Origin of the sequence: uncultured Comamonas sp. (assembly GCF_964277875.1) — a bacterium.
Classification (GTDB): Bacteria; Pseudomonadota; Gammaproteobacteria; order Burkholderiales; family Burkholderiaceae_C; genus Comamonas; species Comamonas sediminis.
In genome coordinates this window covers 73,852-99,248 of record NZ_CAXYJV010000002.1, presented here as the reverse complement: position 1 = coordinate 99,248, position 25,397 = coordinate 73,852, and the positions used below count along the sequence as shown (strand labels likewise).

Annotated in this window: 24 protein-coding genes; 7 read left to right on the top strand and 17 right to left on the bottom strand. The window is 65.0% G+C overall.

Annotated features, from left to right (window positions below; genetic code table 11):
- Positions 1-40 precede the first annotated feature (40 nt).
- The 8 genes from ACHWUQ_RS01540 to ACHWUQ_RS01505 form a co-directional block, all read right to left on the bottom strand.
- Positions 41-1,348 carry a DUF3422 family protein gene (locus ACHWUQ_RS01540; protein ID WP_394680139.1) on the bottom strand — a complete coding sequence of 436 codons (1,308 nt, stop codon included), beginning with the start codon at positions 1,346-1,348 and terminating at the stop codon, positions 41-43.
- A gap of 134 nt (positions 1,349-1,482) precedes the next feature.
- On the bottom strand, positions 1,483-2,133 hold the full coding sequence (locus ACHWUQ_RS01535; protein ID WP_394680138.1) for a hypothetical protein: 651 nt from the start codon (positions 2,131-2,133) through the stop codon (positions 1,483-1,485).
- A 304-nt stretch (positions 2,134-2,437) separates the two neighbouring features.
- Positions 2,438-4,924, bottom strand: a complete 2,487-nt coding sequence (locus ACHWUQ_RS01530) for a TonB-dependent siderophore receptor (RefSeq protein ID WP_394680137.1) — start codon at positions 4,922-4,924, stop codon at positions 2,438-2,440.
- 141 nt (positions 4,925-5,065) lie between these two features.
- Complete coding sequence (locus ACHWUQ_RS01525) at positions 5,066-5,422, bottom strand: hypothetical protein (protein WP_312529037.1); 357 nt, start codon at positions 5,420-5,422, stop codon at positions 5,066-5,068.
- 205 nt (positions 5,423-5,627) lie between these two features.
- Positions 5,628-7,142, bottom strand: a complete 1,515-nt coding sequence (locus ACHWUQ_RS01520) for a tripartite tricarboxylate transporter permease (protein ID WP_239811102.1) — start codon at positions 7,140-7,142, stop codon at positions 5,628-5,630.
- A gap of 14 nt (positions 7,143-7,156) precedes the next feature.
- Positions 7,157-7,645 carry a tripartite tricarboxylate transporter TctB family protein gene (locus ACHWUQ_RS01515; RefSeq protein WP_312529039.1) on the bottom strand — a complete coding sequence of 163 codons (489 nt, stop codon included), beginning with the start codon at positions 7,643-7,645 and terminating at the stop codon, positions 7,157-7,159.
- Between the two features lie 263 nt (positions 7,646-7,908).
- Complete coding sequence (locus tag ACHWUQ_RS01510; RefSeq protein ID WP_312451777.1) at positions 7,909-9,672, bottom strand: ATPase, T2SS/T4P/T4SS family; 1,764 nt, start codon at positions 9,670-9,672, stop codon at positions 7,909-7,911.
- A 343-nt stretch (positions 9,673-10,015) separates the two neighbouring features.
- Positions 10,016-10,801, bottom strand: coding sequence for a spermidine synthase (locus ACHWUQ_RS01505; RefSeq protein ID WP_394680136.1), 786 nt, complete (start codon positions 10,799-10,801; stop codon positions 10,016-10,018).
- Positions 10,802-11,026: 225 nt separating this feature from the next.
- On the opposite strand from ACHWUQ_RS01505, the gene ACHWUQ_RS01500 reads away from it, so the two are divergent.
- Positions 11,027-11,320, top strand: coding sequence for a DUF2798 domain-containing protein (locus ACHWUQ_RS01500; protein ID WP_394680135.1), 294 nt, complete (start codon positions 11,027-11,029; stop codon positions 11,318-11,320).
- On the opposite strand, the gene ACHWUQ_RS01495 is transcribed toward ACHWUQ_RS01500, so the two are convergent.
- The 4 genes from ACHWUQ_RS01495 to ACHWUQ_RS01480 are packed head-to-tail and all read right to left on the bottom strand — an operon-like array spanning position 11,299 to position 14,620.
- Complete coding sequence (locus ACHWUQ_RS01495; RefSeq protein ID WP_394680134.1) at positions 11,299-11,805, bottom strand: DNA-deoxyinosine glycosylase; 507 nt, start codon at positions 11,803-11,805, stop codon at positions 11,299-11,301. The genes ACHWUQ_RS01500 and ACHWUQ_RS01495 overlap by 22 nt on opposite strands.
- Entirely contained in the window at positions 11,798-12,670 is an 873-nt protein-coding gene (locus ACHWUQ_RS01490; RefSeq protein WP_394680133.1) for a TatD family hydrolase, read from the bottom strand. Before ACHWUQ_RS01490 ends, ACHWUQ_RS01495 begins: the two co-directional genes overlap by 8 nt.
- 17 nt (positions 12,671-12,687) lie before the next feature.
- Positions 12,688-13,371, bottom strand: coding sequence for a lipoprotein-releasing ABC transporter ATP-binding protein LolD (gene lolD, locus ACHWUQ_RS01485; protein ID WP_239811096.1), 684 nt, complete (start codon positions 13,369-13,371; stop codon positions 12,688-12,690).
- On the bottom strand, positions 13,364-14,620 hold the full coding sequence (locus ACHWUQ_RS01480) for a lipoprotein-releasing ABC transporter permease subunit (protein WP_312410407.1): 1,257 nt from the start codon (positions 14,618-14,620) through the stop codon (positions 13,364-13,366). The genes lolD and ACHWUQ_RS01480 overlap by 8 nt, the downstream gene beginning before the upstream one ends.
- A 100-nt stretch (positions 14,621-14,720) precedes the next feature.
- Between ACHWUQ_RS01480 and ACHWUQ_RS01475 the strand changes: the two genes are divergently transcribed.
- The 3 genes from ACHWUQ_RS01475 to ACHWUQ_RS01465 all read left to right on the top strand — a co-directional run bounded on the left by ACHWUQ_RS01475 (position 14,721) and on the right by ACHWUQ_RS01465 (position 19,002).
- Complete coding sequence (locus ACHWUQ_RS01475) at positions 14,721-15,641, top strand: phosphoglycerate mutase (RefSeq protein ID WP_312529043.1); 921 nt, start codon at positions 14,721-14,723, stop codon at positions 15,639-15,641.
- A complete protein-coding gene (gene recJ, locus ACHWUQ_RS01470; protein WP_394680132.1) occupies positions 15,638-17,371 on the top strand; it encodes a single-stranded-DNA-specific exonuclease RecJ in 1,734 nt (577 codons plus the stop codon). The genes ACHWUQ_RS01475 and recJ overlap by 4 nt, the downstream gene beginning before the upstream one ends.
- Before the next feature lie 371 nt (positions 17,372-17,742).
- On the top strand, positions 17,743-19,002 hold the full coding sequence (locus ACHWUQ_RS01465) for an NAD(P)/FAD-dependent oxidoreductase (RefSeq protein WP_394680131.1): 1,260 nt from the start codon (positions 17,743-17,745) through the stop codon (positions 19,000-19,002).
- Between the two features lie 69 nt (positions 19,003-19,071).
- Here ACHWUQ_RS01465 and ACHWUQ_RS01460 read toward each other — a convergent pair whose 3' ends face one another.
- From ACHWUQ_RS01460 to ACHWUQ_RS01440, 5 genes are all read right to left on the bottom strand, one after another.
- The gene (locus ACHWUQ_RS01460) at positions 19,072-19,770 is read right to left on the bottom strand and encodes an aspartate/glutamate racemase family protein (protein ID WP_394680130.1); all 699 of its coding nucleotides are present in this window, start codon (positions 19,768-19,770) and stop codon (positions 19,072-19,074) included.
- A gap of 9 nt (positions 19,771-19,779) precedes the next feature.
- A complete protein-coding gene (locus tag ACHWUQ_RS01455) occupies positions 19,780-20,250 on the bottom strand; it encodes an Lrp/AsnC family transcriptional regulator (protein WP_021026316.1) in 471 nt (156 codons plus the stop codon).
- 18 nt (positions 20,251-20,268) lie between these two features.
- Positions 20,269-21,042 carry an amino acid ABC transporter ATP-binding protein gene (locus ACHWUQ_RS01450; protein WP_312834153.1) on the bottom strand — a complete coding sequence of 258 codons (774 nt, stop codon included), beginning with the start codon at positions 21,040-21,042 and terminating at the stop codon, positions 20,269-20,271.
- A 1-nt stretch (position 21,043) separates the two neighbouring features.
- On the bottom strand, positions 21,044-21,712 hold the full coding sequence (locus ACHWUQ_RS01445; RefSeq protein WP_230772003.1) for an amino acid ABC transporter permease: 669 nt from the start codon (positions 21,710-21,712) through the stop codon (positions 21,044-21,046).
- Between the two features lie 113 nt (positions 21,713-21,825).
- A complete protein-coding gene (locus tag ACHWUQ_RS01440) occupies positions 21,826-22,665 on the bottom strand; it encodes a transporter substrate-binding domain-containing protein (RefSeq protein ID WP_312410431.1) in 840 nt (279 codons plus the stop codon).
- Between the two features lie 315 nt (positions 22,666-22,980).
- Between ACHWUQ_RS01440 and ACHWUQ_RS01435 the strand changes: the two genes are divergently transcribed.
- The 3 genes from ACHWUQ_RS01435 to ACHWUQ_RS01425 all read left to right on the top strand — a co-directional run bounded on the left by ACHWUQ_RS01435 (position 22,981) and on the right by ACHWUQ_RS01425 (position 25,387).
- Positions 22,981-23,868 (top strand): 3',5'-nucleoside bisphosphate phosphatase, encoded by an 888-nt coding sequence (locus ACHWUQ_RS01435; RefSeq protein ID WP_394680129.1) that lies wholly within the window; start codon positions 22,981-22,983, stop codon positions 23,866-23,868.
- A gap of 51 nt (positions 23,869-23,919) precedes the next feature.
- Complete coding sequence (locus ACHWUQ_RS01430) at positions 23,920-24,555, top strand: L-threonylcarbamoyladenylate synthase (RefSeq protein ID WP_239811087.1); 636 nt, start codon at positions 23,920-23,922, stop codon at positions 24,553-24,555.
- Positions 24,556-24,733: 178 nt separating this feature from the next.
- A complete protein-coding gene (locus ACHWUQ_RS01425) occupies positions 24,734-25,387 on the top strand; it encodes a site-2 protease family protein (protein ID WP_239811086.1) in 654 nt (217 codons plus the stop codon).
- Positions 25,388-25,397: the final 10 nt, after the last annotated feature.

Sequence of the window (25,397 nt, the reverse complement as noted above, 5' to 3'; positions counted from 1 at the left end):
AGCCGGTGCAACAGAAACAGACAAGATAACTCTCCAACAATCAGTGCGGGTCCGCCGCGCCGTGGAACAAGCGATGGTGCATGCGGCGAATCGACCACCAGACGCCCAAGCCTATCACCGGGATGGCCAGCGCCGCCGTCGTTTCTGGCGACAGTGGCCACCCCCATTTCTGCAGGCCCTTGGCGAGATAGCTGATGAGGCCGGTGAAGTAGTAGGTGATGGCCGCCACCGACAGGCCCTCGACGGTGGACTGCATCTTGAGCTGCAGACCCTGGCGCTCATTCATCGCTTTGAGCACCGCCTGGCGGCCCTGCTTCTGGCTGATGTCGACCCGCGTCTGCAGCAGGTTGCTGATGCGCGAGACGCGCTGGGACAGGGCCTCCAGCCGCTGGTGCGCCGACACGCAGGTATTGCGCGCGGGGGTCAGGCGCCGGTCCATGAAATCGCCAATGGTCTGGTAGCTGCCCAGGCGCGTTTCCTGGATATCGCCCACCCGCTGGCGCACCAGTGCAAAGTAGGCGCTGCTGGCTGAGAAGCGCGAGTGGTGGGCGGCGTACTGGCTCTCGACCTGGGCGGCCAGGCGCGTGAGCTGGTCGAGCAGTTGCGGCTCGCTGGCGGCACCGGCGCTGCGGATGGCCGATGACAGCTCGGCCAGCTCGGACTCGGTGCTGGCGAGCTTTTCCATGGTCTCCCGCGCCGCAGGCAGGCCCAGCAAGGCGGCCATGCGGTAGGTCTCAATCTCGAGCAGGCGCTGCACCAGGCGGCCATTGCGCGCCGCCGACAGGCCCTGGTTCAGCACAAACAGGCGCGATGCGCCATCCGAGTGGATGGAGAAATCGGTATAAATCTGCGCCTTTTGGTCGGAGGCCTTGGATGCCACGAGCTTGTCCTCATACAGCCAGCGCTGCTCGACCTTTTTCTCCAGCGCGGGCGATGCGGGCAGCACCCAGGCGTTCATCGCCAGCAGGCAGCGGCCCGGCAGCCCGGCCAGCCACTGGGCGGGCACCAGGTCGCTGGCAGACGGCAGCTCGGCCTCATCGAGCGCCTCAGGGCGGATGGGCACCATCCAGGTCCAGGAGACAAACTCGGTGTGCAGCTCCCAGCGCAACCGGCCATTGCCCAGGTCCAGGCGCAGGTGGTTGGCCTCGGCATCGGGCACGGGCAGCTGCAGATCGCGCAGCAGCTGGTGCAGCCACTGGCGGCTGGCTGCGCGCTCGGCGGCATCGGCCCACATCACCGTGCAGAACACGGCGGTGTGGTCGGGCAGCGCTTCAGGCGGGCGGGAATGGACTTCGTTGTGCAGCGCACGGCGCAGGTCGTGCTGCTGCAGCAGGGGCAGGTTTTTCATGAAGGACAAAATGCGGCAATCACCAGACGGCAAGCCGTCGAACTGCCGCAATTGTCGTGCCAAGCCAATACTTGTGCAGGCGCCAGCGCAAAAGCGGCGCACCTGCCGCTGCGGGCAAGGGCCGCTTTATAGCCTTACTGCGGCACCTCAAAGCTCAAGGTGGCGGTGTGGCGCACCTCGTCGTACTGCTTGTCGCCCAGCTTCACGCTGCCGTTGTTGACCCGGGCCGTGACCTCCATCACATAGAGGCCGGGGAAGGATGGCATAAAGCTCACCGTGCCATCCTTGGCGGGGGCCAGCACGCGGCGCCAGCCTTCGCTGGTGTCCACATTCACCTGGCTGGCTGCCACCGGCCGGCCCTTGAACATCAGCTGGTAGGTGTTGCCCTGGGGCGTTGTCGGCACCAGTTCCAGGTCATGGACGGCCCGGGTCTCCTGGCGGCCAAAGCGGGCCTGGTAGTAGGTCAGCACACCATCGCTGCCGGCACGGGTGGCCGCAAAGCGCTGGTCGGCCGGGGCACCCTCTTCCTTGGCCAGGACATAGGGGTCGGCCGATGCAGGCACGGTCTTGCCCTCTGCCACCACCTGGCGCGGCTCGCTCAGTTCGCTGAGTTGTCCTGGCGTCTTGTGCAGCTCGCCCACTTGGGCGCGCGTCTGGCCGTTCTCAGTTTGCAGCCACAGGTAATCGGCATGGGCGGGCAAGACAGCGCCGATGCTGGCAGACACGGCCAAGGCCGCTGCCAGCAATGGGCGAAACAGGGTGGATGGTTGGGTTTTATTGGACATAAGCTCCTCCTCTTGGGCTGGATGGGATGGCTGGCGGGTTCCCGGCGGCGGCGTGCGCAGCGGCGTGCACATCGGTATGCGCCATGGCACGCGCGGGGAAAGCTGGCTCTGGGGTTGGCCATCGCGGGGCGCTGCGGGCAGGCCCCGATGCAAACAGGATGGGGACTAGCCATGCAAGGCCCGCCCATCCGCTTGCGGATCGCAACGCGCAGCCTAACGCAGTTTGTGCGCTGCAAAACCCGAACACTGCCGTTTTTGGACAAGGCCGGGCGCTGCCAAGGTGCGTTGGCAGCTCAGCCTGCAATTAGAGCTTGGGCGTGTACTTCAGGGTCAGCATCGCATTGCGCGGATCGCCATAGGTGCCGCCGGTGTAGCCGACAAAGCCCGGCAGGATGTAGTGCTTGTCAAACACGTTGTTCACGTTGAGGGCAACACTGACCTCGGGCGTCGCCTGGTAGGCCAGCCGCAGGCTGGTGATGGTGTTGCCGGCAACCTGGAAGGAGCGGTCATAGCTCAAGGTATGGCTTTGCGCGACGACGCCAGCGCCCACACTCATGCGGTGCCAATCGCCAGGCAGCTGGTAGGACAGCCAGGCACGCAGCATGTGCTTGGGCGTCCAGGTGCTGAAGACCTGGCCCTGGTTGGTCGGGTCGTTCAGGAACTTGCTGGTGTTGAAGGTGTAGCCCACCATGGCTTGCAGGCCGCGTGCCACTTCGCCGCTGACTTCGGCCTCCACCCCCTGGCTGCGCACCTTGCCGGCCGAGGTGGAGCAGTACCAGCCGTCGCAGGCATAGCCGGAGGCCAGGTCGTTGACGGCGCGGTTCTTGTGGTCGTAACGGAACAGCGCCAGCGAGGTGTTGAGCTTGCCGTTCATCAGCGCGCCCTTGATGCCCAACTCGTAGTTGGTGCCGGTGATCGGATCGAGCACCTTGCCCTCCACCGTGCGCTCGGATTGGGGCTCGAACACGCTGGTATAGCTGCCGTACAGCGACCATTCGGGGGTGAGTGCATACACCAGGCCCGCATAGGGCGTGATCTCACCGGAGGTGGTGGTGAGCTGGCGCTCGTCGTTGAGCGCATTGGTGTAGAGCGAGTCATACCAGCTGGAGCGAGCGCCCACAATCGCCGTGAGCGGCTCGGTCAGGCGGGTGCGCAGGCTGCCATAGATGCCCTTTTGCCGCACATCGTAGGCAGACTTCCACTGCCGGCCACCGGCGGCCAGCAGGCTGGCCAGGCTGGGCTCGGGCCGGTGGTGGTCGATGTTGAAAATATCGGCCCCGGCCGTGAAGGTGCGGGCATAGACATCGTTGGAGCGGTATTTGGAATAGTTGGCGCCCACTGTCACATCGTGGTGCAAGCCCGCCAGCTCAAAGCGGCCGTTGACGAAGGCATCGAAGGCGACCTTCTTCAGGTCGAAATCGGTGTACCAGTCGTCATAGGTCACATCGCCACCACCGGCTGCCACCGTGCCGGTCATGCGCTGGTGCAAGGAGGCATTTTGCTCGCGCACCTGCAGCGCCGAGACCTTGAGCTTCCAGTCGTTGTTGATGCGGTGGTTCAGGTCGGCATAGACCGTCGTCTGCTTCACGTTCGAGCGGTTCCAGTCGGAGCCGGTGAAGGTCGAGCGCGGCAGGTCGGGCATGCTGCCATCGGCGTACAGCGGCAGGCCCATGATGAAGGGGCGGCCCTTGCTGTCGAGCTGGCTCACGCCCAAGCCGACCGTTGTGTCAGGGCTGATGTCGTAATCCAACGCGGCATAGAGCGAGCGTGTGCGCTCATTCACATAGTCGACAAAGGAGTGGCCACGCGACTCGTCCACCACCAGCCGGCCCCGCAAACTGCCCTCGTCGTTCAGTGGGCCGCCGGCATCGAGCTGCAGGCCGTAGCGGTCCCAGGAGCCGGCACGGGCGGTGACAGTGATGGTCTTCTCACGCTGGCCGCGCTTGCGCACCAGGTTGACGGCGCCCCCGGGGCTGCCGGTGCCCTGCAGCAGGCCCGAGGCACCGCGCAGCACCTCCAGCCGGTCATAAAAGACCATGCCCTCGGTTCCCCAGTTGCCCAGCGAGTAATGGTTGCGCGGAATGGCCGCGCCATCGTACTGCCAGGCATCGATCTGGAAGCCGCGCGCGGACAGCACCATGCCCTGGCCCACGCCCTGCACTCCCATCGTGCCGGTCACCTTGTTCATCGCATCGCGCAAGTCGCTCACGCCCTGCTCATCGAGCTGCTTGCGCGTCATCACGCTGATGGACTGCGGAATGTCCTTGAGCGACTGGTCGCCCTTGTTGAGGCTCACGGCCGAGGCCGCCAGCGAGCCCGAACCTTCGCTGGTCGCGTTGCGCTCGCCTTGCGCGGTGACCGTCACGGTCGGCAAGGTGCTGGTGTCGGATGCCGAGGGCATTGCCTTGATGACCATGGCCTCGCCTTGGCGCACTGCCATCAGGCCGCTGCCGGCCAGCAGGCGGTCGGCCGCCTGCTGCGCGGTGAGCGTACCGGAGACGGCGGGGGCTGTCTTGCCCTCCACCAACGCGGGGGCAAAGCCGATGGACACGCCGGTGGCTGCCGACAGCGCCTGCAGCGCCGGCCCCAGCGGCTGGGACGCAATCGACAGGCTGCTGGCCTCGTTGGCCTGATGGGCCGGTGTGGCCGATTGGGCATAGGCAGCCTGCGGCATCGCCAGCACCAGCGCGGCGGCCAGCGCCAGCGGTGCGGGGTGGAAGCGGGCGATTCGGGATACCGCGCGAGTGTGCAACGCTGAGCGCAAAGAGAAGGACAAACGGGTTGGGGACATGGTCAGGCAAAGCAGTAAATAAATCTCATTACCTTCTATGACGCACCGTAGGCGCAGAACTGCACCCCGCTTGTCGCATTTTCTGGAATTATTTTTCCAGGCAGGCTCTGCCACCCTCACCCAGGCCCGAGTTCAGCCGGCCTAATGTCTGGCCACAATCTCGGCCCGGCCATCGGCGCTCGGCACCAGGCGCACCGGCAGCACCAGGGTCAGCATATGGGCGAACTCGGCCGGCTTGGCGGTCGCGTAGCTGCCGCCCATCGGCAGTGCGGCGACGGCCGGGTCGTGCACCACCAGGCCGGTAGGGCCGTAACGCTCCATCTCCTGCAAGGCCTGGGCAAGGGGGGTGTGGTCAAAGCGCAGCAGGCCCTTGCGCCACAGGCCCACGCTGTCGGGGGCAACCTGGCCCACCGGCGACAGCAGACCATTGGCCGCCACCTGGGTGGCTTGGCCAGCGGTCAGCAACTGCGCGGCCGCTGGCGTTTGCACGGCGGCCACGCGCACCCGCCCCTCCTGCACCTCCACCCGCACCTGGCCCGCATCGATGCCATCCTGGCCAGGGTCTCCATCGGCGGTCCAGCTTTCGCGCCTCAGATGGGAATAACTCTCATTATCACCGACAAGCCCTTGCCCTCCTGGGCCGCAGACATAGAAAAAGGCATCCGAAGATGCCTTTTGCAGGGTGCAGCGGGGCTGCGGGCGATCAGTCTTCCTCGACGAAGGCTTCCTCGCGCTTCTTGCTCACCGCTGGCAGGCAGACCACCACCAGCAGGATGGCAGCTGCGATCAGCAGGCCGGCAGAGATCGGACGGGTGACGAACACCGACCAGTCACCCCGCGAGAGCAGCAGCGCACGGCGCAGGTTTTCTTCCATCATCGGGCCCAGGATGAAGCCCAGCAGCAACGGAGCAGGTTCGGTACCCAGCTTGTGGAACACATAGCCCACGAAACCGAAGATACCCACCATCCACACATCCCAGCTGTTGTTGTTGGTACCGTACACACCGACAGCGCAGAACAGCACGATCGATGGGAACAACCAGCGGTAAGGCACGGTCAGCAGCTTGATCCAGACGCCGATCAGCGGCAGGTTCAGGATGATCAGCATCAGGTTGCCGATCCACATCGAGGCAATCAGACCCCAGAACAGTTCCGGGTTGCTGGTCATCACCTGGGGACCAGGCTGGATGTTGTGGATGGTCATCGCACCCACCATCAGTGCCATCACGGCGTTGGGTGGAATACCCAGGGTCAGCAGCGGAATGAACGAGGTCTGCGAGCCGGCGTTGTTGGCCGATTCAGGCGAGCACACACCACGGATATTGCCTTGGCCGAAAGGAACTTCACCAGGACGCAGCTTGGTCTTCTTCTCGATCGTGTAGGCCGCAAAAGCCGACAGCATCGCACCGCCACCAGGCAGGATACCCAGGGCCGAACCCAGCGCCGTACCACGCAGCATCGCGGGGAACATCAGCTTGAAGTCTTCCTTGGTGGGCAACAGGCCGGTCACCTTGGCAGCAAACACTTCGCGCTCATCGTCAGGCTTGGACAGGTTGGCGATGATTTCACCGTAGCCGAACACACCCATGGCGATCACGACGAAGTCGATACCGTCGGTCAGCTCAGGAATGTCGAACGAGTAACGGGCCACGCCGGAGTTCACGTCGGTACCCACCAGGCCCAGCAGCAGACCCAGCACAATCATGCCCACAGCCTTGAGCAGCGAGCCCGAAGCCAGCACCACGGCGCCAATCAGGCCCAGGGTCATCAGCGAGAAGTACTCGGCAGGGCCGAACATGAAGGCCACTTCGGTCAGCGGAGGTGCGAACGCAGCCAGAATCACGGTGCCCACGCAGCCGGCAAAGAACGAGCCAATGCCCGCTGCCGCCAGTGCCGGACCGGCGCGTCCCTTGCGGGCCATCTGGTAGCCGTCGATCACGGTCACAACCGATGATGATTCCCCCGGGAGATTCACCAGAATCGCCGTGGTAGAGCCGCCGTACTGGGCGCCGTAGTAAATACCGGCCAGCATGATCAGCGCGGCCACGGGAGGCAGCGCGTAGGTGGCAGGCAGCAGCATGGCGATGGTGGCCACCGGGCCGATACCAGGCAACACGCCGATCAGGGTACCCAACAGACAGCCGACAAAGCAGTAAATCAGGTTTTGAAAGGTGAAGGCAACACCGAAACCGGTGGCCAGGTTGTCAAACAATTCCATGGTCCTGGCCCCTCTTAACCGGTAATAAAGCTAGGCCACACGGGGAACTGAAGGTTCAGTGCCCAGACGAAAGCGACGTAACTGCCAACGGCCAGGATGGTGGCCAGAATGAAGACCGACTTGGCACGGAACTCCGAACCCGCCATGCTGGCGATGAAGACCAGTGCGTAGATGGCGACGATCAGGCCCATGGCCGGGATGCCGATGCTGGGCACGCCCACGAGCAGGATGCCGAAGGAAAAGTTGGCCAGCAAGATGAAGAACACCTGCTTCCAGGCCCATTTGCCGATCGGGTCCCCATCTGCAGGGCCTGCCGTCAGGCCCTTGAAGGCCACGGCTGCACCGATCAGCGTCAGCAGGACGCCGAGAATCAACGGGAAGTACCCCGGACCCATGCGAGCACCTGTACCGATCGAGTAGTTCTGGGCGCCAACGGCGAACCCAATACCCACTGCCATGTACATGATGCCCGCCCAGAAGTCTTTCTGGCTTTTGAGCTTCATTACCTTTGTCTCCAAACAATTTTAGGGATGCAGCGCATTGTCAACGCTGACGGGCAGCTGACGCATGTGGATTCCACTTACGATTCCACACAGGAAAACCCCTATGGTGACAGTGGGCCCTGCAGCGCCGAAACCCAAGCTGGGCGCGGCTTGCAGCCCGGTGCCAGCCCTGTCACTGCTGAAGACTGGACAGGGTGATCCCTTAGTCTGGAGGCGCCTCGCCCGCGCCCTGGCGTTGGGGCAGCGGGCGGCGCAGCCGCTTTTTAGCGGTCGCCCATTTCGATGGGCGGCGTGTTGGCCATCACCTCTTCGATGGTGGTCAGGCCTTCGGACACGCGCAGCGCACCCGCCAGGCGCAGCGGGTGCATGCCGTCCTTCACTGCCTGGCGGCGCAGCACCGACATCGATGGCGAGGCGTGCACCTGGTCCTTGAGCGCCTCGGATACGGTGAGCAGTTCGTACAAGCCCATGCGCCCACGAAAGCCGGTGTCACGGCACTCCTCGCAGCCCACCGGTTTGTAGGGGCGGTAGTCACGCTTGATCTTCCAGGGCTGGATGGCGCTGGTCAGCGCCTCAGTCGATGCCTCCTCATCGGGCTGCTTGCACTGCGGGCACAGGGTGCGCACCAGGCGCTGGGCCAGCACGCCCAGCAAGGTGGCATTGATGAGGTATGGCGGCACACCCAGTTCCATCAAGCGGCTGATGGCGCTGGGCGCATCGTTGGTGTGCAGGGTCGAGAACACCAAGTGGCCGGTCAGCGCGGACTGCACCGCCATTTCGGCGGTTTCCAGATCGCGGATTTCGCCGACCATGATGATGTCCGGGTCCTGGCGCATCAGCGCGCGCAGGCCTTCGACAAAGCTGAAATCGAGCGCCGGCTGCACCTGGGTCTGGTTGAAGGCCGGCTCGATCATTTCGATCGGGTCCTCGACGGTCGAGACATTGACCTCTTCGGTGGCCAGGCGCTTCAACGTGGAGTACAAGGTGGTGGTCTTGCCCGAGCCGGTCGGGCCGGTGACCAGAATGATGCCGTGCGGGCGCTCGACCAGTGTCTCCCAGCGCTGCGCATCGTGCGGGGTAAAGCCCAGCGCCGACAGGTCCTTGACGGTGTTTTCCGGGTCAAAGATACGCATCACCATCTTTTCGCCAAAGGCGGTGGGCAACGTGGACAGGCGCATTTCCACCTCGTCGCCCAAGGTGTTGCGGGTCTTGATGCGGCCGTCCTGCGGGCGGCGCTTTTCGACCACGTCGATGCGGCCAAGCAGCTTGACGCGCGAGACGATGGCGTTGTGCACCCCGAGTGGCATCTGGTAGACCTTGTGCAGCACCCCGTCAATGCGGAAGCGGATCACCGACTGGTCGCGGCGCGGCTCCAGATGGATATCGCTGGCGCGCTGCGCAAAGGCAAACTGCCACAGCCAGTCCACCAGGCGAATGATGCCCTGGTCGTTGGCATCGAACTGTTGGTTGCTGTTGCTGAGGTCGACCAGCTGCTCGAAGTTGCCGAGCGAACTGAGCGAGCCGCCCAGCTTGCTGGCGGCCTTGACCGATTTGGCCAGTGCAAAGAACTCGCTGCGGTAGCGGTCGATGTCCTTGGGGTTGGCCAGCACCCGGCGCACCTTGCGCCGCGCCTGGCGCTCGACCTCGCCGACCCACTCGTCAATCCAGGGCTCCTTGACCGCAATCACCACCTCGTGCGGCGTCACCTGCACCGGCAGAATGCCGTGGCGCTGCGCATACGGCGCACCCATGGTTTCAGCCACCTTGGCGGCATCGACCTTGAGCGGGTCGATCTTGTAATACGGCAGGCCACAGTGCTTGGCGACGAACTCGGTGAGCAGCTCCACATCGAGCGCCTTGCCGTCTTGCAAGCGTGGCACGACCACGCTGGCCAGGCGCACGATCGGGTGCTGGCTGCTGGCCGCATGGCTGCAACGGTCAATGGTCGCCTGGGCCAGCTCGGGGCTGATCCAGCCATCGGTCTGCAACCAGTGGATGACCTGGGTGAGTTCCAGCGGACGCTGCATCAGCGCGGGCAGGCCGCTGCGCGCAGTGGGCGCCGATGCCGGCGCGGGTGCGCCAGGCGTGGCGGGCACCGAGGCCGGGCCACTGGACCTGGACGGCGCAGGACCGTCTTCGACATGGCCGGGCACAAAGACCGCCGAGCGCCGGATCGGTGTCGCAGCGCCGGGCATGCCGCTGCCACCCGCACTGCTGGATGAACGGCTCCGGGTGGCGGTATCGCCGGGCGAGGCATCGCCCCGGCTCTGGTGGTGTTTGCTGGGCTGGTCAGGCGCTGCCATGGTCGATTCCCTCTGTCTTTTTATCTTCTGGCTTTATACCTGATCGCTCCATGGACGCCAGGTAAAGTCAGTCCAGCAGCGGCTGCACAGGTTTAAAAACCTTTAACCACTTGAGCGCCGGCAAGCCGGTCTGCTGCTGCACCAGGTCGGCACGCTGGCTGAGCAGCTCGCGGCTGGGGCGGCTGGCGCTGCGCTGGGCCAGCACGACGGTATTGCCCTCCTTGGTCGCCGCAAAGCGCCAGACGGCCTCAGGCCCAAAGGCTTCCTGGATATGGGCAAGGCTGCGGGCAAAGCTGTTGGTGCGGCCAAACAGGTTGACGGTCATGCAGCCGTCCTCGGTCAGCAGGTTGCGGCAGTGCTGGTAGAAGTCGGGGCTGTCGAGCACGGGGGCTGCCGCCTCGTGGTCGTACAGATCGACCTGCAGCGCATCGACGGTCTGCAGGTACTGGGGCTTCTGGATTTCCACCCCCGCATCGCCCAGCACGACCTGGAGCTTGTCGCTATCCGGCGGCAGTTTGAACCACTGGCGGCAGACCGTGATCACCTGGGGATTGAGCTCGATCGCGGTGGTGCTGGCCATGCCCAGCTTCTGCGCACAGAACTTGGTGGCAGCGGCAGCGCCCAGACCCAGTTGCATCGCGCGGCGCTCGGGCACCGTGGCCCAGTCCATCAGCAGCAGCCAGGCCATCATGCGCTGCACATATTCCAGGTCGATGTCGAACGGCTTCTTGATGCGCATCGAGCCTTGCACCCACGGCGTGCCCAGGTGCAGGTAGCGGGTGCCGTCAAAATCGGAGATCGTGACTTCAGGCAGCGGCTGCGCCAGCTGCGAAGATTTTTTTCTAGTCGTCATGCGGGGGATTATCTGCCGTTGTCCACTGCGGTTCTGTGCGTTTGCCTGTTGCAGCCAGCGGGGCGCGGATTCAGCGCAGCGCGCCGCCGCGTTGCCTGGGTAATTGATAGTTTTTGAATATTTAAAATGATCGTTGATAGCCATCTGTAGCATGCAGACGACGCAGAGAAGCCGGGCCGGGGATGCCTGGCTTTAGACTGCGCGATTGATTTTTCTGGAGCCTCCATGTCTCATGCCATCAAACAACGTCTGTTGTCATCCTTCATCATGTCCTTGCTGCTTTCGGGGCTGATGAGCGCCTGGGTCACCTGGCTGAACCTCGGGCTGGTCGGGGAATTCGTCTCCCGCTGGCTGCATGCCTATCTGCTGGCCTGGCCTGCCGCATTCACCATTGTGGTGCTGCTGGCCCCTGCGGTGCAAAGCCTGTCCTGGCGCATGCTCGGCGGCAGCCCCGGCGCGCCCCGCGCTGCCCAGGCGGGCATGCCAGCGGCAGAGGCTCAGGCCAGCAATCCGCTCTGACGCATCACATCGCGCCAGCCAGCGAGCTTGCGCTCAAAGCTCCATGACGCATTGGCCGGGCTGCTGGAGGGCAGCCGGTAGCTGGGCAGGCCCAGCACGGCCTGCACCCGGGCCGCATGGCGGAAGCTCTCGCCGCCGTTATGTGCAGCGGCCACCAATTGCGGACACTGCTTTTTGAGCGCCCCAAAATCGTTGAGCTGGGCATTGCGGATGCTGGTGTCCAGGCTGCCTTCGCGCTCGCAGGCGGCATAGACGTCCCACAGGCCCAGACCGCGCTCCAGCAGCCAGGCGCAGCGCCCGGCATAGGTGCTGGGCTGCGGATGCTTGGGCCACAAGGCCGCCAGCAGCGGCCACATGTGGTTGCGCGGATGGGCATAGTACTGCTGCAGCTGCAGTGATTGCACACCCGGAAAACTGCCCAGTATCAATACCTTGGTGTCCGGGCCCACGACGGGGGCGAGCCCGCACAGCAGCGCATCAGCCATGTTGCGGCTCCTTTTTTCCATGCGGCAGCAAAGGCTGCAGACGGGGCAGCACCCGGGCGGCATTGGCACTGGTGATCCGTTGCCAGTCTGTCGCGGTCAAGGCCTCATCGGCAGGGGCCTGGGCCCGCAGCGCCACCATCACCTGCGCGATGCGCGGAATCTCGGCCGGCTGGTTGCGGCCCTGGGCCTGGCCGGCGGCGCGCTGCTCGGCCGTGGTGTAGAGCCAGTGCGGCGGAATATCGGGGGCATCGGTTTCGACGACGAGGGCCTCCATCGGCAGCTGCTGGAGCAGGCGGCGCAGGTGCAGCGCGCGGTCATAGGTGACGGCACCGCCAAAGCCCAGTGCAAAACCGCGCTCGACAAACTGCTGCGCCTGCTGCAGGCTGCCGTTGAAGGCGTGCGCTATGCCGCCCTGGACCGGCCAGCGGCGCAGGGCACGCAGCAACTGGTCCGACGAGCGGCGCACATGCAGGATGACGGGCAGGTCAAAGCGCCGCGCCAGCTGCAGCTGCTGCTCGTAAAACCAGGTCTGCCGTTCGGCATCCAGCCCGGACACGAAAAAATCCAGGCCGATCTCGCCGATCGCGACCAGACGCGGGTCATCGCGGCAGTCTTCGAGCATGGTGGCCAGGGCCTCGATGTCGCCTTCGGCAGCACGTCCGGTGTAGAGCGGATGGATGCCCAGCGCATAGCTGTCGCCCCAGCGGTGGGCGAGGTCACGCACGGTGGCCCAGTTGCTGCGCTCCACGGCAGGAATCACGCAGTGCGCCACGCCGGCCGCCTGCGCAGCGGCGCGCAGTGCATCGCGGTCTGCGTCGAACTCCGGCGCGTCCCAGTGGCAGTGGGTGTCAATCCAGAAGGGCATGCGGCTCCAGCGCGCTTTTACCGCTCAAACTGCCCGTTCACCATGCGCACCGCGCGGTCGCAGCGCTGGGCCAGCTCACCATCATGGGTGACCATGACGAAGGCCGTGCCCCGGTCGCGCGCCAGTTGCAGCATCAGCGCAAACACGGTGTCGGCGGTGGCGCGGTCCAGGTTGCCGGTGGGCTCGTCGGCCAGCACGCAGGCGGGCTGGGTGACCAGCGCGCGCGCAATGGCCACCCGCTGGCGCTCGCCACCCGAGAGCTCGGCGGGGCGGTGCAGCACGCGGTCCTTCAGGCCCACCGAGGCCAGCACCTCCCGGGCACGCTCGGTGCATTCGGCATAAGGCATGCGGCGGATGCGCAGCGGCATGGCCACATTGTCCAGCGCGCTGAACTCGGGCAGCAGATGGTGGAACTGGTAGATGAAGCCCAGGTGCTGGTTGCGCAGCTCGCCCTGGCGCGCGGCACTGAGCGTATCGAGCCGCTGGCCCAGGAGGCTGACGGTGCCGCTGCTGGGCGCATCCAGCCCGCCGAGCAGATGCAGCAACGTGGATTTGCCCGAGCCCGAGGCGCCAACGATGGCCAGGGTTTCGCCTGCCCGCACCTGCAGGTCGATGCCATGGAGCACCTGCACATCGAGCAGGCCTTCGGAAAAGCGCTTGGTCAGGCCCGAGGCCTCCAGGACGATGGACGAATCATTCATAACGCAGCGCCTCGGCGGGGTTCACGCGGCTGGCGCGCCAGCTGGGATACAGGGTGGCCACAAAGGCCAGGATCAGGGAAATGATGGTGATCGGCACGATGTCGCTGCGCTGGGGCTCGCTGGGCATCTGGCTGATCAGGTAGATATCCTTGGGCAGGAAGCTGGTGTGCAGCGCGCGCTCGATGGCCGGCACGATCACATCGATATTGCAGGCCACCAGCAGGCCCAGAGCCAGACCGGCCAGGGTGCCGATCACGCCCACCAGCGCGCCCTGCACCACGAACACGCCCATGATGCTGCGCGGGCTGGCGCCCAGGGTGCGCAGGATCGCGATGTCGGCGCGCTTGTCGGTCACCGTCATCACCAAGGTGGTCACCAGGTTGAAAGCCGCCACCGCGACGATCAGGGTCAGGATGATGAACATCATGCGTTTTTCCACCTGGACGGCGGCAAACCAGGTCTTGTTCTGCTGCGTCCAGTCGCGGATCAGCAGGTGGCCGCTCAGGCTGTGGGCCAGCTGCTGGGTCACCTCAGGGGCCTGGTGCAAGTCCTTGAGCTTCAGACGCACGCCGGTCGGGCCTTCGAGGCGGAACAGGCGCTCGGCATCCTCATGGTGCATCAGCACCAGGGTGGAGTCGTACTCGTAGTGGCCGGAGTTGAAGGTGCCCACGACCTGCATCTGCTTGAGGCGGGGCACGGTGCCGGCCGGGGTGACCTGGCCGCTGGGCACGATCAGGGTGACCTGGTCGCCCTGGCCCACACCCAGAATGCGCGCCAGCTCGGAGCCCAGCACGACATTGAAGCTGCCCGGTGTGAGCGCCTGCAGACTGCTTTGGTCGATGCCGGTGGTCATGTCGGTGACCTCGGGCTCCAGCGCCGGGTCAATGCCGCGCAGCAAGGCGCCGCGCATGTCTTCGCCCCGGGCAACCAGCGCCTGGGCCGAGACAAAAGGCGCCGCGCCAATCACATGGGGGTTGGCCTTGGCCTCGGCAATGGTGCGGGCCGGATCGGGCAAGGCATCGCCGCCAGGCGTGAAGATCTCGATATGCGAGACCACGCTGAGCATGCGGTCGCGCACCTCCTTTTGAAAACCGTTCATCACCGACAGCACGATGATCAGCGCCGCCACCCCCAACGCAATGCCTAGCATGGACACGCCCGAGATGAACGAAATAAACCCATTGCGCCGGGTTGCCCGGCCCGCACGGGTGTAGCGCCAGCCCAGCGCCAATTCATAGGGAATCTGCATAAATCGTTCTAAAAATATATTCGGTGCTTGGTCACCGCCCATACAGCGCCATAAACCACTGCACCGCAAACCGCATTGTGGCATCGCCGACAATAGACCCATGTCGGAAAACCAGCATTTGATCATCTCCTACGCAGCCACGGACGAGCCGGGCTGCCAGCAAGCCCTGCAGACCCTGGCGCTGCCGCAGCTGCAACGCCTGCTCAAGCAATGGTCTGCGCGCACCACCGACAGCGGCGCGCTGGAAGATTTTGCCCCGCCGCATGAACGGGCCCTGGCCCAGGCGCTGGGCCTGCCCCGCCAGGCGACACCGTGGGCAGCCCTGCATCAGCTGCAAAACGGCCAGGCTCCGGGCGGTGACGCCTGGGCCTTTCTCACTCCCTGCCACTGGCAGATCTCACCCGACCAGGTGCGCATGAGCGCGCTGTCGGCCGCGCAGATGAGCGATGAGGAATCGCGCAGCCTGCTGGCGATCATGGCGCCCTGGTTTACCGAAGACGGGATCGAACTGGTCTACGACCGGCCCGACCGCTGGCTGGCGCGCGGCCCGGTGTTTGCGCAGCTCGACACCGCGGCACTGGATCGCATTGCACTGCGCGATGTGCGCCCCTGGCTGCCCAACAAGGCGCAAGCCGCCGCGTTGCAGCGCCTGCAGACCGAAATGCAGATGCTGCTCTACACCCATGCTTTCAGCGATGCCCGCGAGGCCAGCGGCCGCGCGCCCATCAATTCGTTCTGGGTGCATGGCGCGGGTGCCCTGCCTGCCGGCTACCAGCTCCCAGCGGACCGCCCCGTGCTGAACACCACGCTGCGCGACAGCGCGCTGGAGGGCGACTGGGCCCGCTGGAAGCAACACTGGCAGCAGCTGGACGCAACGCTCGCAACGGCCGGCCTGGCCAAGCTAACGCTGTGCGGCGAAAAAAATGCCATCACCCTGGAGCCGCAGGCCCGGGGCTGGTTATCGACCATCAAGCAATGGCTGGGCAATCCCCAGCCAGCTGCGCTTCTGAGTTCCTTATGAAAATTCTGGCGAGAGATATTCCCCCGCGTACCGTCTGGGCGCTGGAGCAGGCGGGTGTGCACCCGCTGCTGGCCCGGCTGTTTGCGGCGCGGGGCGTGCAGGCGGCGGACGAGCTCGACGACGGCCTGGGGCAGTTGCTGCCGCCTGCAGGCTTGCTGGGCACGCGCGAAGCGGCCCTGCTGCTGGCCGATGCCATTGGCCAGCAGCTGCGCATCTGCGTGGTCGCCGACTACGACTGCGACGGCGCCACCGCTTGCGCCGTGGCCTTGCGCGGCCTGCGCATGCTGGGCGCCCGGCAGGTCAGCTACCTGGTGCCCGATCGTGTCGTCGATGGCTATGGCCTGACCCCGGCGATTGCCGAGCGCGTGCACCAGCAAGGCGCGCAGGTGCTGGTCACCGTGGACAACGGCATCGCCAGCGTGGACGGCGTGGCGCGCGCCAAGGCGCTGGGGATGACCGTGATCGTCACCGACCACCACCTGCCTGCGGCCACCTTGCCGGCGGCCGATGCCATCGTCAACCCCAACCAGCCCGGCTGCGGCTTCGCCAGCAAGGCGATGGCCGGTGTCGGTGTGATGTTCTATGTGCTGATGGCGCTGCGTGCCGAGCTGCGCGAGCGCGGTGCCTTTGCCGATATGGCCCAGCCGCGCCTGGACAGCCTGCTGCCGCTGGTGGCGCTGGGCACGGTCGCCGATGTGGTCAAGCTCGATGCCAACAACCGCCGGCTCGTGGCCCAGGGCCTGCGCCGCATCCGCGCCGGCCATATGCCGCCCGGTTTGGGCGCGCTGTTCTCGGCCGCCAGCCGGCGTGCCGCCACCGCCAGCACCTTTGACTTTGGCTTCGCCTTGGGCCCGCGCATCAATGCGGCCGGCCGCCTGGCCGATATGACCATCGGCATCGAATGCCTGCTGACCGACGACACCTTGCTGGCCGACACCCTGGCGCGCCAGCTCGATGCCATCAACCGCGAGCGCCGCGATATCGAAACCGGAATGCGCGAACACGCGATGCTGCTGGCCGAGGCCCTGTTTGAAGAAGGCACCGAGCCGCCACCGGCCGTCAGCGTGTTTGACCCGGACTTCCACGAGGGCGTGGTCGGCATTGTCGCCTCGCGCATCAAGGACAAGCTGCACCGCCCGACCTTTGTGTTTGCTGCCAGCAGCGCACCGGGCCATGAGCATGAGCTGAAGGGTTCGGGCCGTTCGATACCCGGTTTCCATCTGCGCGATGCGCTGGACCTGGTGGCCAAGCGCCACCCGGGCGTTCTCATCAAGTTCGGTGGCCATGCGATGGCAGCGGGCTGCACGATTGCGCTGGACGATTTTGAGGTGTTTGAGCAAGCGCTGGCCCAGGTCGCGCAGGAATGGCTGGATGAGCGCACGCTCACGCGCCAGCTGGAGACCGACGGTCCGCTGCCCGTACAGTTCCGCCATGCCGAGACCGTGGACACGCTCAACAGCCAGGTCTGGGGCCAGGGCTTTGCGCCACCGACCTTCAGCGAAGAGCTGGAGATCGTCAGCCAGCGCCTGGTCGGTGAAAAGCATTTGTCGCTGAAGCTGCGCCACCATGGCGAGATGGTGGACGGCATCTGGTTTGGCCACACCGAGCCCTTGCCGGCCAAGGTGCTGCTGGCCTACCGGCTGGACATCAACGAATGGCAGGGCCAGCGCAAGCTGCAGTTCCTGGTCGAAGGCGCGCAGTTGCCCGGCGGAGCAGGGTCCAGCGCTTGAGGGACCACAAGACTTTACGAAAAGTTAAGGAAATAGCGGGAAAACGGATGCGCCGGGGCCCCGCAATTTTCTAAAATATGCGCCAGGGGCTCTTTGCAAAACGCCCTGCTGCGGTCTGAACGCGGGGTCGGGCAATCCGCGCGCATCCCCCTTGGGCGAGGATTTTGCAGAGGATTTCCAGAGAAGCCGAGGGCAAAATCTCCTTTCTGCCCAGGCGTCCTGGCCACCGCTGGCGGATGGCGCTGGCAGGCTTGCCCGGGCCTAACGGCCCCGGCGCCGGCGCTTTCAGACGTCGGTGGTTTTGATCGTTAATTTAATATCAGTCACAAGCTAGATATTCTCCAAATAGCTGTGATGCACCTGAACATTCCATGAGCAATATTTCCGTGGCCGTGCTGGGCGCCGGCATGGTGGGCGTCGCCAGCGCGTTGGCGCTGCAGAAAAAGGGCTTCCGCGTGACCTTGCTGGACCGGTTGGCCCCTGGTGAAGAGACCTCGTACGGCAACGCGGGGGTGATCGCGCGCAGCTCGCTGATGCCCTTCAACAACCCCAGCCTCTGGGCCAATCTGCCGGTGCTGCTGAAGAACCAGAGCGCCGGCTTTCGCTACCAGGCCCGGTTTCTGCTGCAGAACCTGGGCTGGGCCGCGCGCTTTGTCGCCCGGGCCCGCAGCCCGGTGTTTGAGGAGACCACGACGGCGCTGGACAGCCTCATCCGCCTGTCGATGAACGAGCATGCGCAGTTGCTGCGCGCCAGTGGCGCGGCCCACCGCATGCGCGACAACGGCTGGATGTTTCTCTACCGCCAGTCCGGCGCCTTTGCCGGTGGCGCGCTGGCGCGCGAACGCATGGCCCACTTCGAGGTCGCCACCGAGGTGCTGGAGCGTGACCATATCCGCCAGCTGGAGCCGGCACTCAACCCCATCTTCGAGCGCGCGCTGTGGATCAAGGACACCTGGTCGGTGGACAGCCCCGGCGATGTCGTCAAGGCCTATGCCGAGCTGTTCCGCAAGCAAGGCGGCCAGTATGCGCAGGCCCGCATCAAGACCGTGGAGCCACTGGCCGGCAGCCGCTGGCGCATCCGCGCCGACGGCGCGCAGGATGGCCTGGAGGCCGACCGCGTGGTGGTGGCGCTGGGCCCCTGGAGCCGCCAGTTCATGGCGACCTTGGGTGTGAAGGTGCCGATGGCCTATGAGCGCGGCTACCACATGCACTTTGCGCCACCCGCGTCCTGCAATATCTCGCGCCCGGTCTACGACACCGCTGGCGCCTATGTGCTGAGCCCGATGGAGCAAGGCCTGCGCCTGACCAGTGGCGTGGAGCTGACCGATATTGACGCCCCCGCCAACCCGGTGCAACTGGGCCTGGCCGAAGCCGCAGCACGCCAGGCGATTGACATGGGCCAGGCGCTGGAGCCCGCACCCTGGATGGGCAGCCGCCCCACCCTGCCTGACAGCCGCCCCATCATTGGCGCGATGCCGGGCCAGCGCAATCTCTGGCTGGCCTTTGGCCACCAGCACATCGGCTTCAGCACCGGGCCGGGCACCGGCGCGATTCTGGCAGCGCTGATGCGCGGCGACGATGCACCCGTGGATGCGCGGCCATTCCGCGCCGAGCGTTTCCTCAAGGGTTGAAACAAAGGCTGACGCCCTGATGCGCCCACCCCCGGGCCGCATGGCCGGGCTTGTCAGGCGTGATGGGGATCAGGCCGGCAGTGCGGCCCAGCGCTGCGCCAGCAGGCTCACGACATCGTGCACCGGGAGGCCCGTCGCGCGTGCCACCGCATCGCGGTAAACGGGCATGTTGGTGCACTCCAGCACGATCGATTTCAGCTGCGGATGGGCCTGGCGCAGCGCAACAGCGGCGGCGACCACATCGCGCTCGGCCTGGGCGATGTCCATCTCCCGTTCATTGCCGAGGATGCGCGTGGCAAATTCTCCGTCCGGCGCCACGCCTTGCACGGGGGTGCCTTCAGGCACGCCGGCGGCGGCCAGAATGCGCGGCGTCAGGCTGGCCGCGGCGATGGTGACGATGCCAGGCTGCGGCAACTGTGCGCACTGCAGCAGGCTGGAGCTGACCACCGGTACATCAACACTGCTGGCCAGCAGCTCCTGGTAGGCGGCCAGAAAGCCGCAGCTGGTGGTGATCAACGCGGCCCCCTGCGCCTGCATCGCACGGGCGGCATCCACAAAAGGCTGCACAAAACGGGGATCGGCCTCGCGCACGATCTTGGCCGGCGACGCGCCTTGCACCTTGTGCATCCGCACGGGGATGCCCAGCGCTGCCCAGGTCTGCAGGTTGCCGATGTCGCCGGGCGGGCGCGGAAACTGGGTGTCCAGCATCAGGATGCCGATAAACGGCGGGGACGCATCAGCAGCAGTAACAGCAACGTTGGGCGGCATCGCAGAGACTCAGTCGAGCAGGGGCAGCGCAGGCAGCGCGCCACGGCGGTCGATCTTGCGGCTCAGCACCACCGAGGTGTAGGTCTGGCGAATGCCTTCGATCAGGCCGATGCGGTCCAGCAAGGCATCGAGCTTCTCGTTGGAGTCGCAGCGCAGAAAGATCATGTAGTCATGTTGGCCGGAGACGGCCGAGACCTCTTCGACCTCGGGAATGCTTTCGAGCACCTGCATGACGGCCTGGGCAGTCTTGGGCATCACGCTGATGCCGCAGTAGGCGCGCACAGCCGATTGCTCCAGCTTGGAGCCCAGGCGCACGCCGTAGCCGGCAATGACGCCTTCCTTCTCCAGCCGCGCAATGCGGGCCACGACGGTGGTGCGCGCCAGGTTGAGCTTGCGCGCCAGCTTGGCCGTGGACTCGCGGGCGTCGGCCTGCAACAGCGCCAGCAGCTTGCGGTCAATATCGTCGAGTCGAAAATCCATGGTTGTCCTCCCTGCTGGTTATACGGCGTGGCCGATGATGCGGCCCAGAAAGCTGCGTGTGGCCTCGTGCTGCGGGTTGTCGATCACCTGCGACGGTGGGCCCTCCTCCACCACCACGCCGTCGCGCATGAAGACGACCTTGTCAGCCACCTCGCGGGCAAAGGCGATCTCGTGGGTCACCAGGATCATCGTCATGCCGTCGCGCGCCAGCGACTGGATGACCTGCAGCACCTCGCCGACCAGCTCGGGGTCCAGCGCAGAGGTCGCCTCGTCAAACAGCATCACACTGGGCTGCATGGCCAGCGCGCGGGCGATGGCCACACGTTGCTTCTGGCCGCCCGAGAGCTGGTCGGGCATCATCTGCGCACGCTCGGCCAGGCCCACCTTCTGCAGCAGGGCCGTGGCGCGGGCCTCGGCCTCGGCCTTGCCAATGCGCAGCACGGTGACCGGGCCCTCCATGACGTTTTGCAGCACCGTCATGTGCGGGAACAGGTTGAAATGCTGGAACACCATGCCGGTGCGCGCGCGAAAGCCCGCCAGCACCTTGTCCTTGGGCAGCTGGGTCTGCTTGCCGCTGAAGGCCAGCGACTGTGCATCGACGCGGATGTCGCCGCCATCGGGCACGGTCAGCAGGTTGATGCAGCGCAGCAGGGTGGACTTGCCCGAGCCCGAAGGCCCGATCAGCGCCACCACCTGGCCCCGGTTCACGTCGAGGCAAATGTCCTTGAGGACATCGAGCTTGCCAAACGACTTCTTCAGGCCACGAATACAAATGAGCGGTTGGTCTTGCATCTCAGGCCTCCTTGGTGGCCGATGTGCCATGCTCCAGGCGCTTGGCCCACAAGGTCACAGGGAAAAGAATCACGAAATAGGTGATGGCGATGAAGGTGTAGACCTCCAGCGGGCGGTAGGTGTCATGCGCAATGACCTGGCCCTGGTAGAGCAGATCGGGCACGGCCAGCACCATCAGCAAGGAGGTGTTCTTAAGCTGCAGGATCGACTGGTTGACCAGTGGCGGAATCATCTTGCGGAAGGCCTGGGGCAGGATCACGCGGCGCATCACCTGGCCGCGCGTCATGCCAATGGCCTGGCCCGCTTCGGTCTGGCCGATATCGGTGGAGATGATGCCGCCCCGGATGATTTCGGAATAGAAGGCACCGCCGTACAAGGACAGGCACAACGCAGCCGCCACGGGCGCACTCATCTCGATGCCGGTGAGCACCGGCAGCGCGTAGTAGAACCACACCAGCTGCACCAGCACCGGCGTGCAGCGGAAGACCTCAACAAAGGCGCGCAGCGGCGCGGTCACGATCTTGTTGCTGGACAGACGTCCCAGGCCCGCGACCAGGCCGACCGCAAGGCCGCCCAGGATACAGATCACCGTGAACAGCAAGGTGTAGCCCACACCGCCGACCAGCAGCATGCGGTACTTCCACAGGAAGCTAAAGTCCCACTCGTACATAAATCAATCTACCTTTAACGCATACACCCCGGATGCAGCACGCGGCTGCAACCGGGGTGTTTCACATGGGATAAGAGCGTGTTTACGATCCAGGCGCCCATGTGGACCCACCATCAGAACTTGACTTCCTTGGGGAAAGAATCGGCCTTCACGCCGGCGAGCTTTTCCATGTTCTTGAGCACCACGGACTGGATCTCGCCCTTGGCGCGGGCCTCATCCAGCCAGGCATTGACGGCGTTCTCGAAGTCCTTGTTGGGCTCCTTGCGCAGACCTACATTGGTGTTTGCCGTCTCGACCGGGGTCGGCACATAGACCGTGCCCACGTCCGGGCGCTTGGCCACCAGCGGCTGCGACAGCAGCACCACCAGCACCTGGCAGTCGGAGCGGCCGGTCTGCACCGACATCGTGGCCGCGCCCGAGCTTTCCAGGCGCGAGATATTGGCCTTGGGCAGTGCGCGGGTGGCAAACTGGTCCTGGTTGGAGCCGATATCGACCACCACCTTGGCATCGGGCGTATTCAGCTGTTCCCAGGTCTGCACCGGCGCATGGCCTTTTTTGCAGACGGCCGTGAAGGTGTTGTTGAGCAAGGGCTTGGAGAAGTTCACCACTTCCATGCGCTGGGGGGTGGGCGCCATCGCGAACATCAGGTCGATCTTGTTGGCCTGCAGGTCCAGCACGGCATTGCCCCAGGTGGTCTCGACGAATTTCACGTTCACGCCGAGCTTCTTGGCCAGGCTCTCGCCAAAATCGGGGCCAAAGCCTTCCCACTTCTGCGTGACCAGGTCCTTGTTGAAATAGGGAATGGCACCGGCGACGGTGCCCACGCGCAGTTCCTTGGTGCGCTTGACGCGGTCCATCGTCGACTCAGCGCCTTGCGCCAGTGCCGCACCAGTCACCGATACCCCTGCGACCACCAAGGCGGCTGCACCCATCAACTTTTTGACAGAAAACATCTACGTATCCTCTAGACGCAGCGAAAACGGGCTGCGCGACCGTGAAAAACCGACAGTGTATTCCTGTTAAAAACCCTAGTAAAAAACACAAAACGTCGAGATGCACTGTTATTTTCGTCAAATCGGCGAAACAATGACAATTTAAGGGTTAATACTGACATTTCAGAGACACTACGCCCGGCAGCGGCGGGGATAGCCCGGATGCTGCGCCGGGTCTGACACGCTGCGCACACCACGCGGCCTACAATGAAAGCAGGTATTGCCGCGCTGCTGCGCTGTAAATTGCCTGCCCCTTCCTTGCCACTAGCCAAATTCATGCCAGACATGCTGAACGCCGATCTGCACTGCCACTCCACGTTTTCCGATGGCACTCTGAGCCCGGAAGCGCTGGCCCAGCGTGCCCGCGAGCGGGGGGTGCAGCTGTGGGCGCTGACCGACCATGACGAAGTCAGCGGTCTGGACCGGGCGAGCGCTGCGGCCGCGCAGCAGGGCCTGGCATTTCTGAGCGGTGTGGAGGTGTCAGTGAGCTTTGGCGAAACCACCGTGCATATCGTCGGCCTGGGTTTTGACTGGCACCACGCCGGCCTGCGCGCAGGTCTGGCCCGCACGCGGGGCGGCCGCGAGCAGCGCGCCCGCGAGATGGCCGCCGGCCTGGAGAAGGTCGGTATCGGCGGCGCCTATGAAGGTGCGCTGCGCTATGTGGGCAACCCGGATTTGATTTCGCGCACGCATTTTGCCCGCTTTCTGGTCGAAACCCGGGTCTGCCGCGATCCGGCGGAGGTGTTCCGCCATTACTTGGTCGAGGGCAAGCCCGGCTTTGTGCCCCACCGCTGGGCGCGGCTGCAGGATGCCGTGCAGTGGATCGTGCAAGCGGGCGGGCTGGCCGTCATCGCCCACCCTGCGCGCTACCACCTCAATGGCGGGGAAGAGCATGCGCTGTTCTCCTCGTTCAAGGACTATGGCGGCCAAGGGGTGGAAGTGGTCACCGGCAGCCACTTTCCGCACGAATACGCCATCTACGCAGACCTGGCCAACAGCTTTGGCCTGTATGCCTCACGGGGCTGCGATTTCCACAGCCCGGGCGAATCGGGGACCGATTTCGGTGCCCTGCCCCCGCTGCCCAGCGGCGTCCCACCCGTGTGGCAGGCACTGGAGGGGCGCATCCTGCACCCGAGCGCGCCGCAGCACACCGCTGTTCATTGAGCCAGCCCCAACCGCCACACCCACGATAACCAGCGCACCACCAACACATCCATGGCCCAATACTTCGAGGTTCACCCCGACAATCCCCAACCCCGCCTGCTCAAGCAGGCCGCCGCCATGCTCAAGGACGGCGGCATCCTGGCAGTGCCCACCGACTCCAGCTACGCCTTTGTCTGCGCGCTAGACAACAAGCAAGTGGTAGACCGGCTGCGCCGCATCCGCCAGATCGATGACAAACGCATGCTCACGTTGCTGTGCTGCGATCTGTCCCAGCTGTCGAGCTATGCGATGGTGGACAACCACCAGTTCCGCATGCTCAAGCTGGGCACGCCCGGACCGTTCACCTTTATTCTGGCCGCCACCAAAGAGGTGCCCCGCCGCATCAGCCACCCTTCGCGCAAGACCATTGGTCTGCGCGTGCCCGACAACAAGGGCCTGTTGATGCTGCTGGAGTTGCATGGGGAGCCGCTGCTGTCCACCACCTTGATTCCGCCGGGCGAGACCGAGCCGCTGAATGACCCCGAAGAAATCCGCGAGCGCTTTGAATCGCAGATCGAACTGGTGGTCAATGCGGGGCCCTGCCCGCTGGAGCCGACGACGATCGTCGACCTGACGCCGATGGGCACCGGGGGTGCGCCCGTGGTGGTGCGCGAAGGCCGCGGGCCACTGGCGCAACTGGGTCTGTAAGCGGGCCGCCACACACGGCTGGCGTACTGGGGCGGGCCCTGCTGAGGCGGCCTGCGCAAACGTTTGCCACGGCCATTGCCATCGCTGCGCAGAGGCCACCGGCAAATCTGATAGGCTCGCCACTGCCTGGTGCGCTGTGGCGCGCCCTTTCCCACTTTACTGATGACCCGCCTTCTCCGTGAACGCTGACCTGATACAAACCGTTCTGATCTATGCACTGCCGGTGCTGTTCTCCATCACCGTGCACGAGGCAGCGCATGGCTATGCTGCGCGCCATTTCGGGGACAACACGGCGGCCATGCTGGGCCGCCTGACGCTGAACCCGCTCAAGCACATCGACCCCATCGGCACCATCCTGATGCCGCTGATGCTGTATTTCATGACCTCGGGCGCCTTTGTGTTTGGCTACGCCAAACCCGTGCCCGTGGCCTTTGGCAACCTGCGCAACCCCAAACGCGACATGATCTGGGTGGCGCTGGCCGGCCCTGCGACCAATTTTGTGCAGGCCCTGCTCTGGGCTGTGGTCTACGGCATTCTGGTCGCCTCCGGCGTCGATGAGCGCTTCTTCCTGAAGATGGCGCAGGCCGGTGTGCTGGTGAACCTGGTGATGTGGGCCTTCAACCTGTTTCCACTGCCTCCGCTGGATGGCGGGCGTGTGCTGGTGGGGCTGCTGCCCTACAAGCAGGCGGTGGCCGTCTCCAAGATTGAACCTTATGGATTTTTCATCGTCATGGGTCTTGTCATTGCAGGGGTCGTCAGCACCTTCTGGATGCGCCCCCTGATGAGCCTGGGCTACGCCGTTGTCAGCGTGGTGCTGATGCCCTTCAGCTGACCGCCTGCAC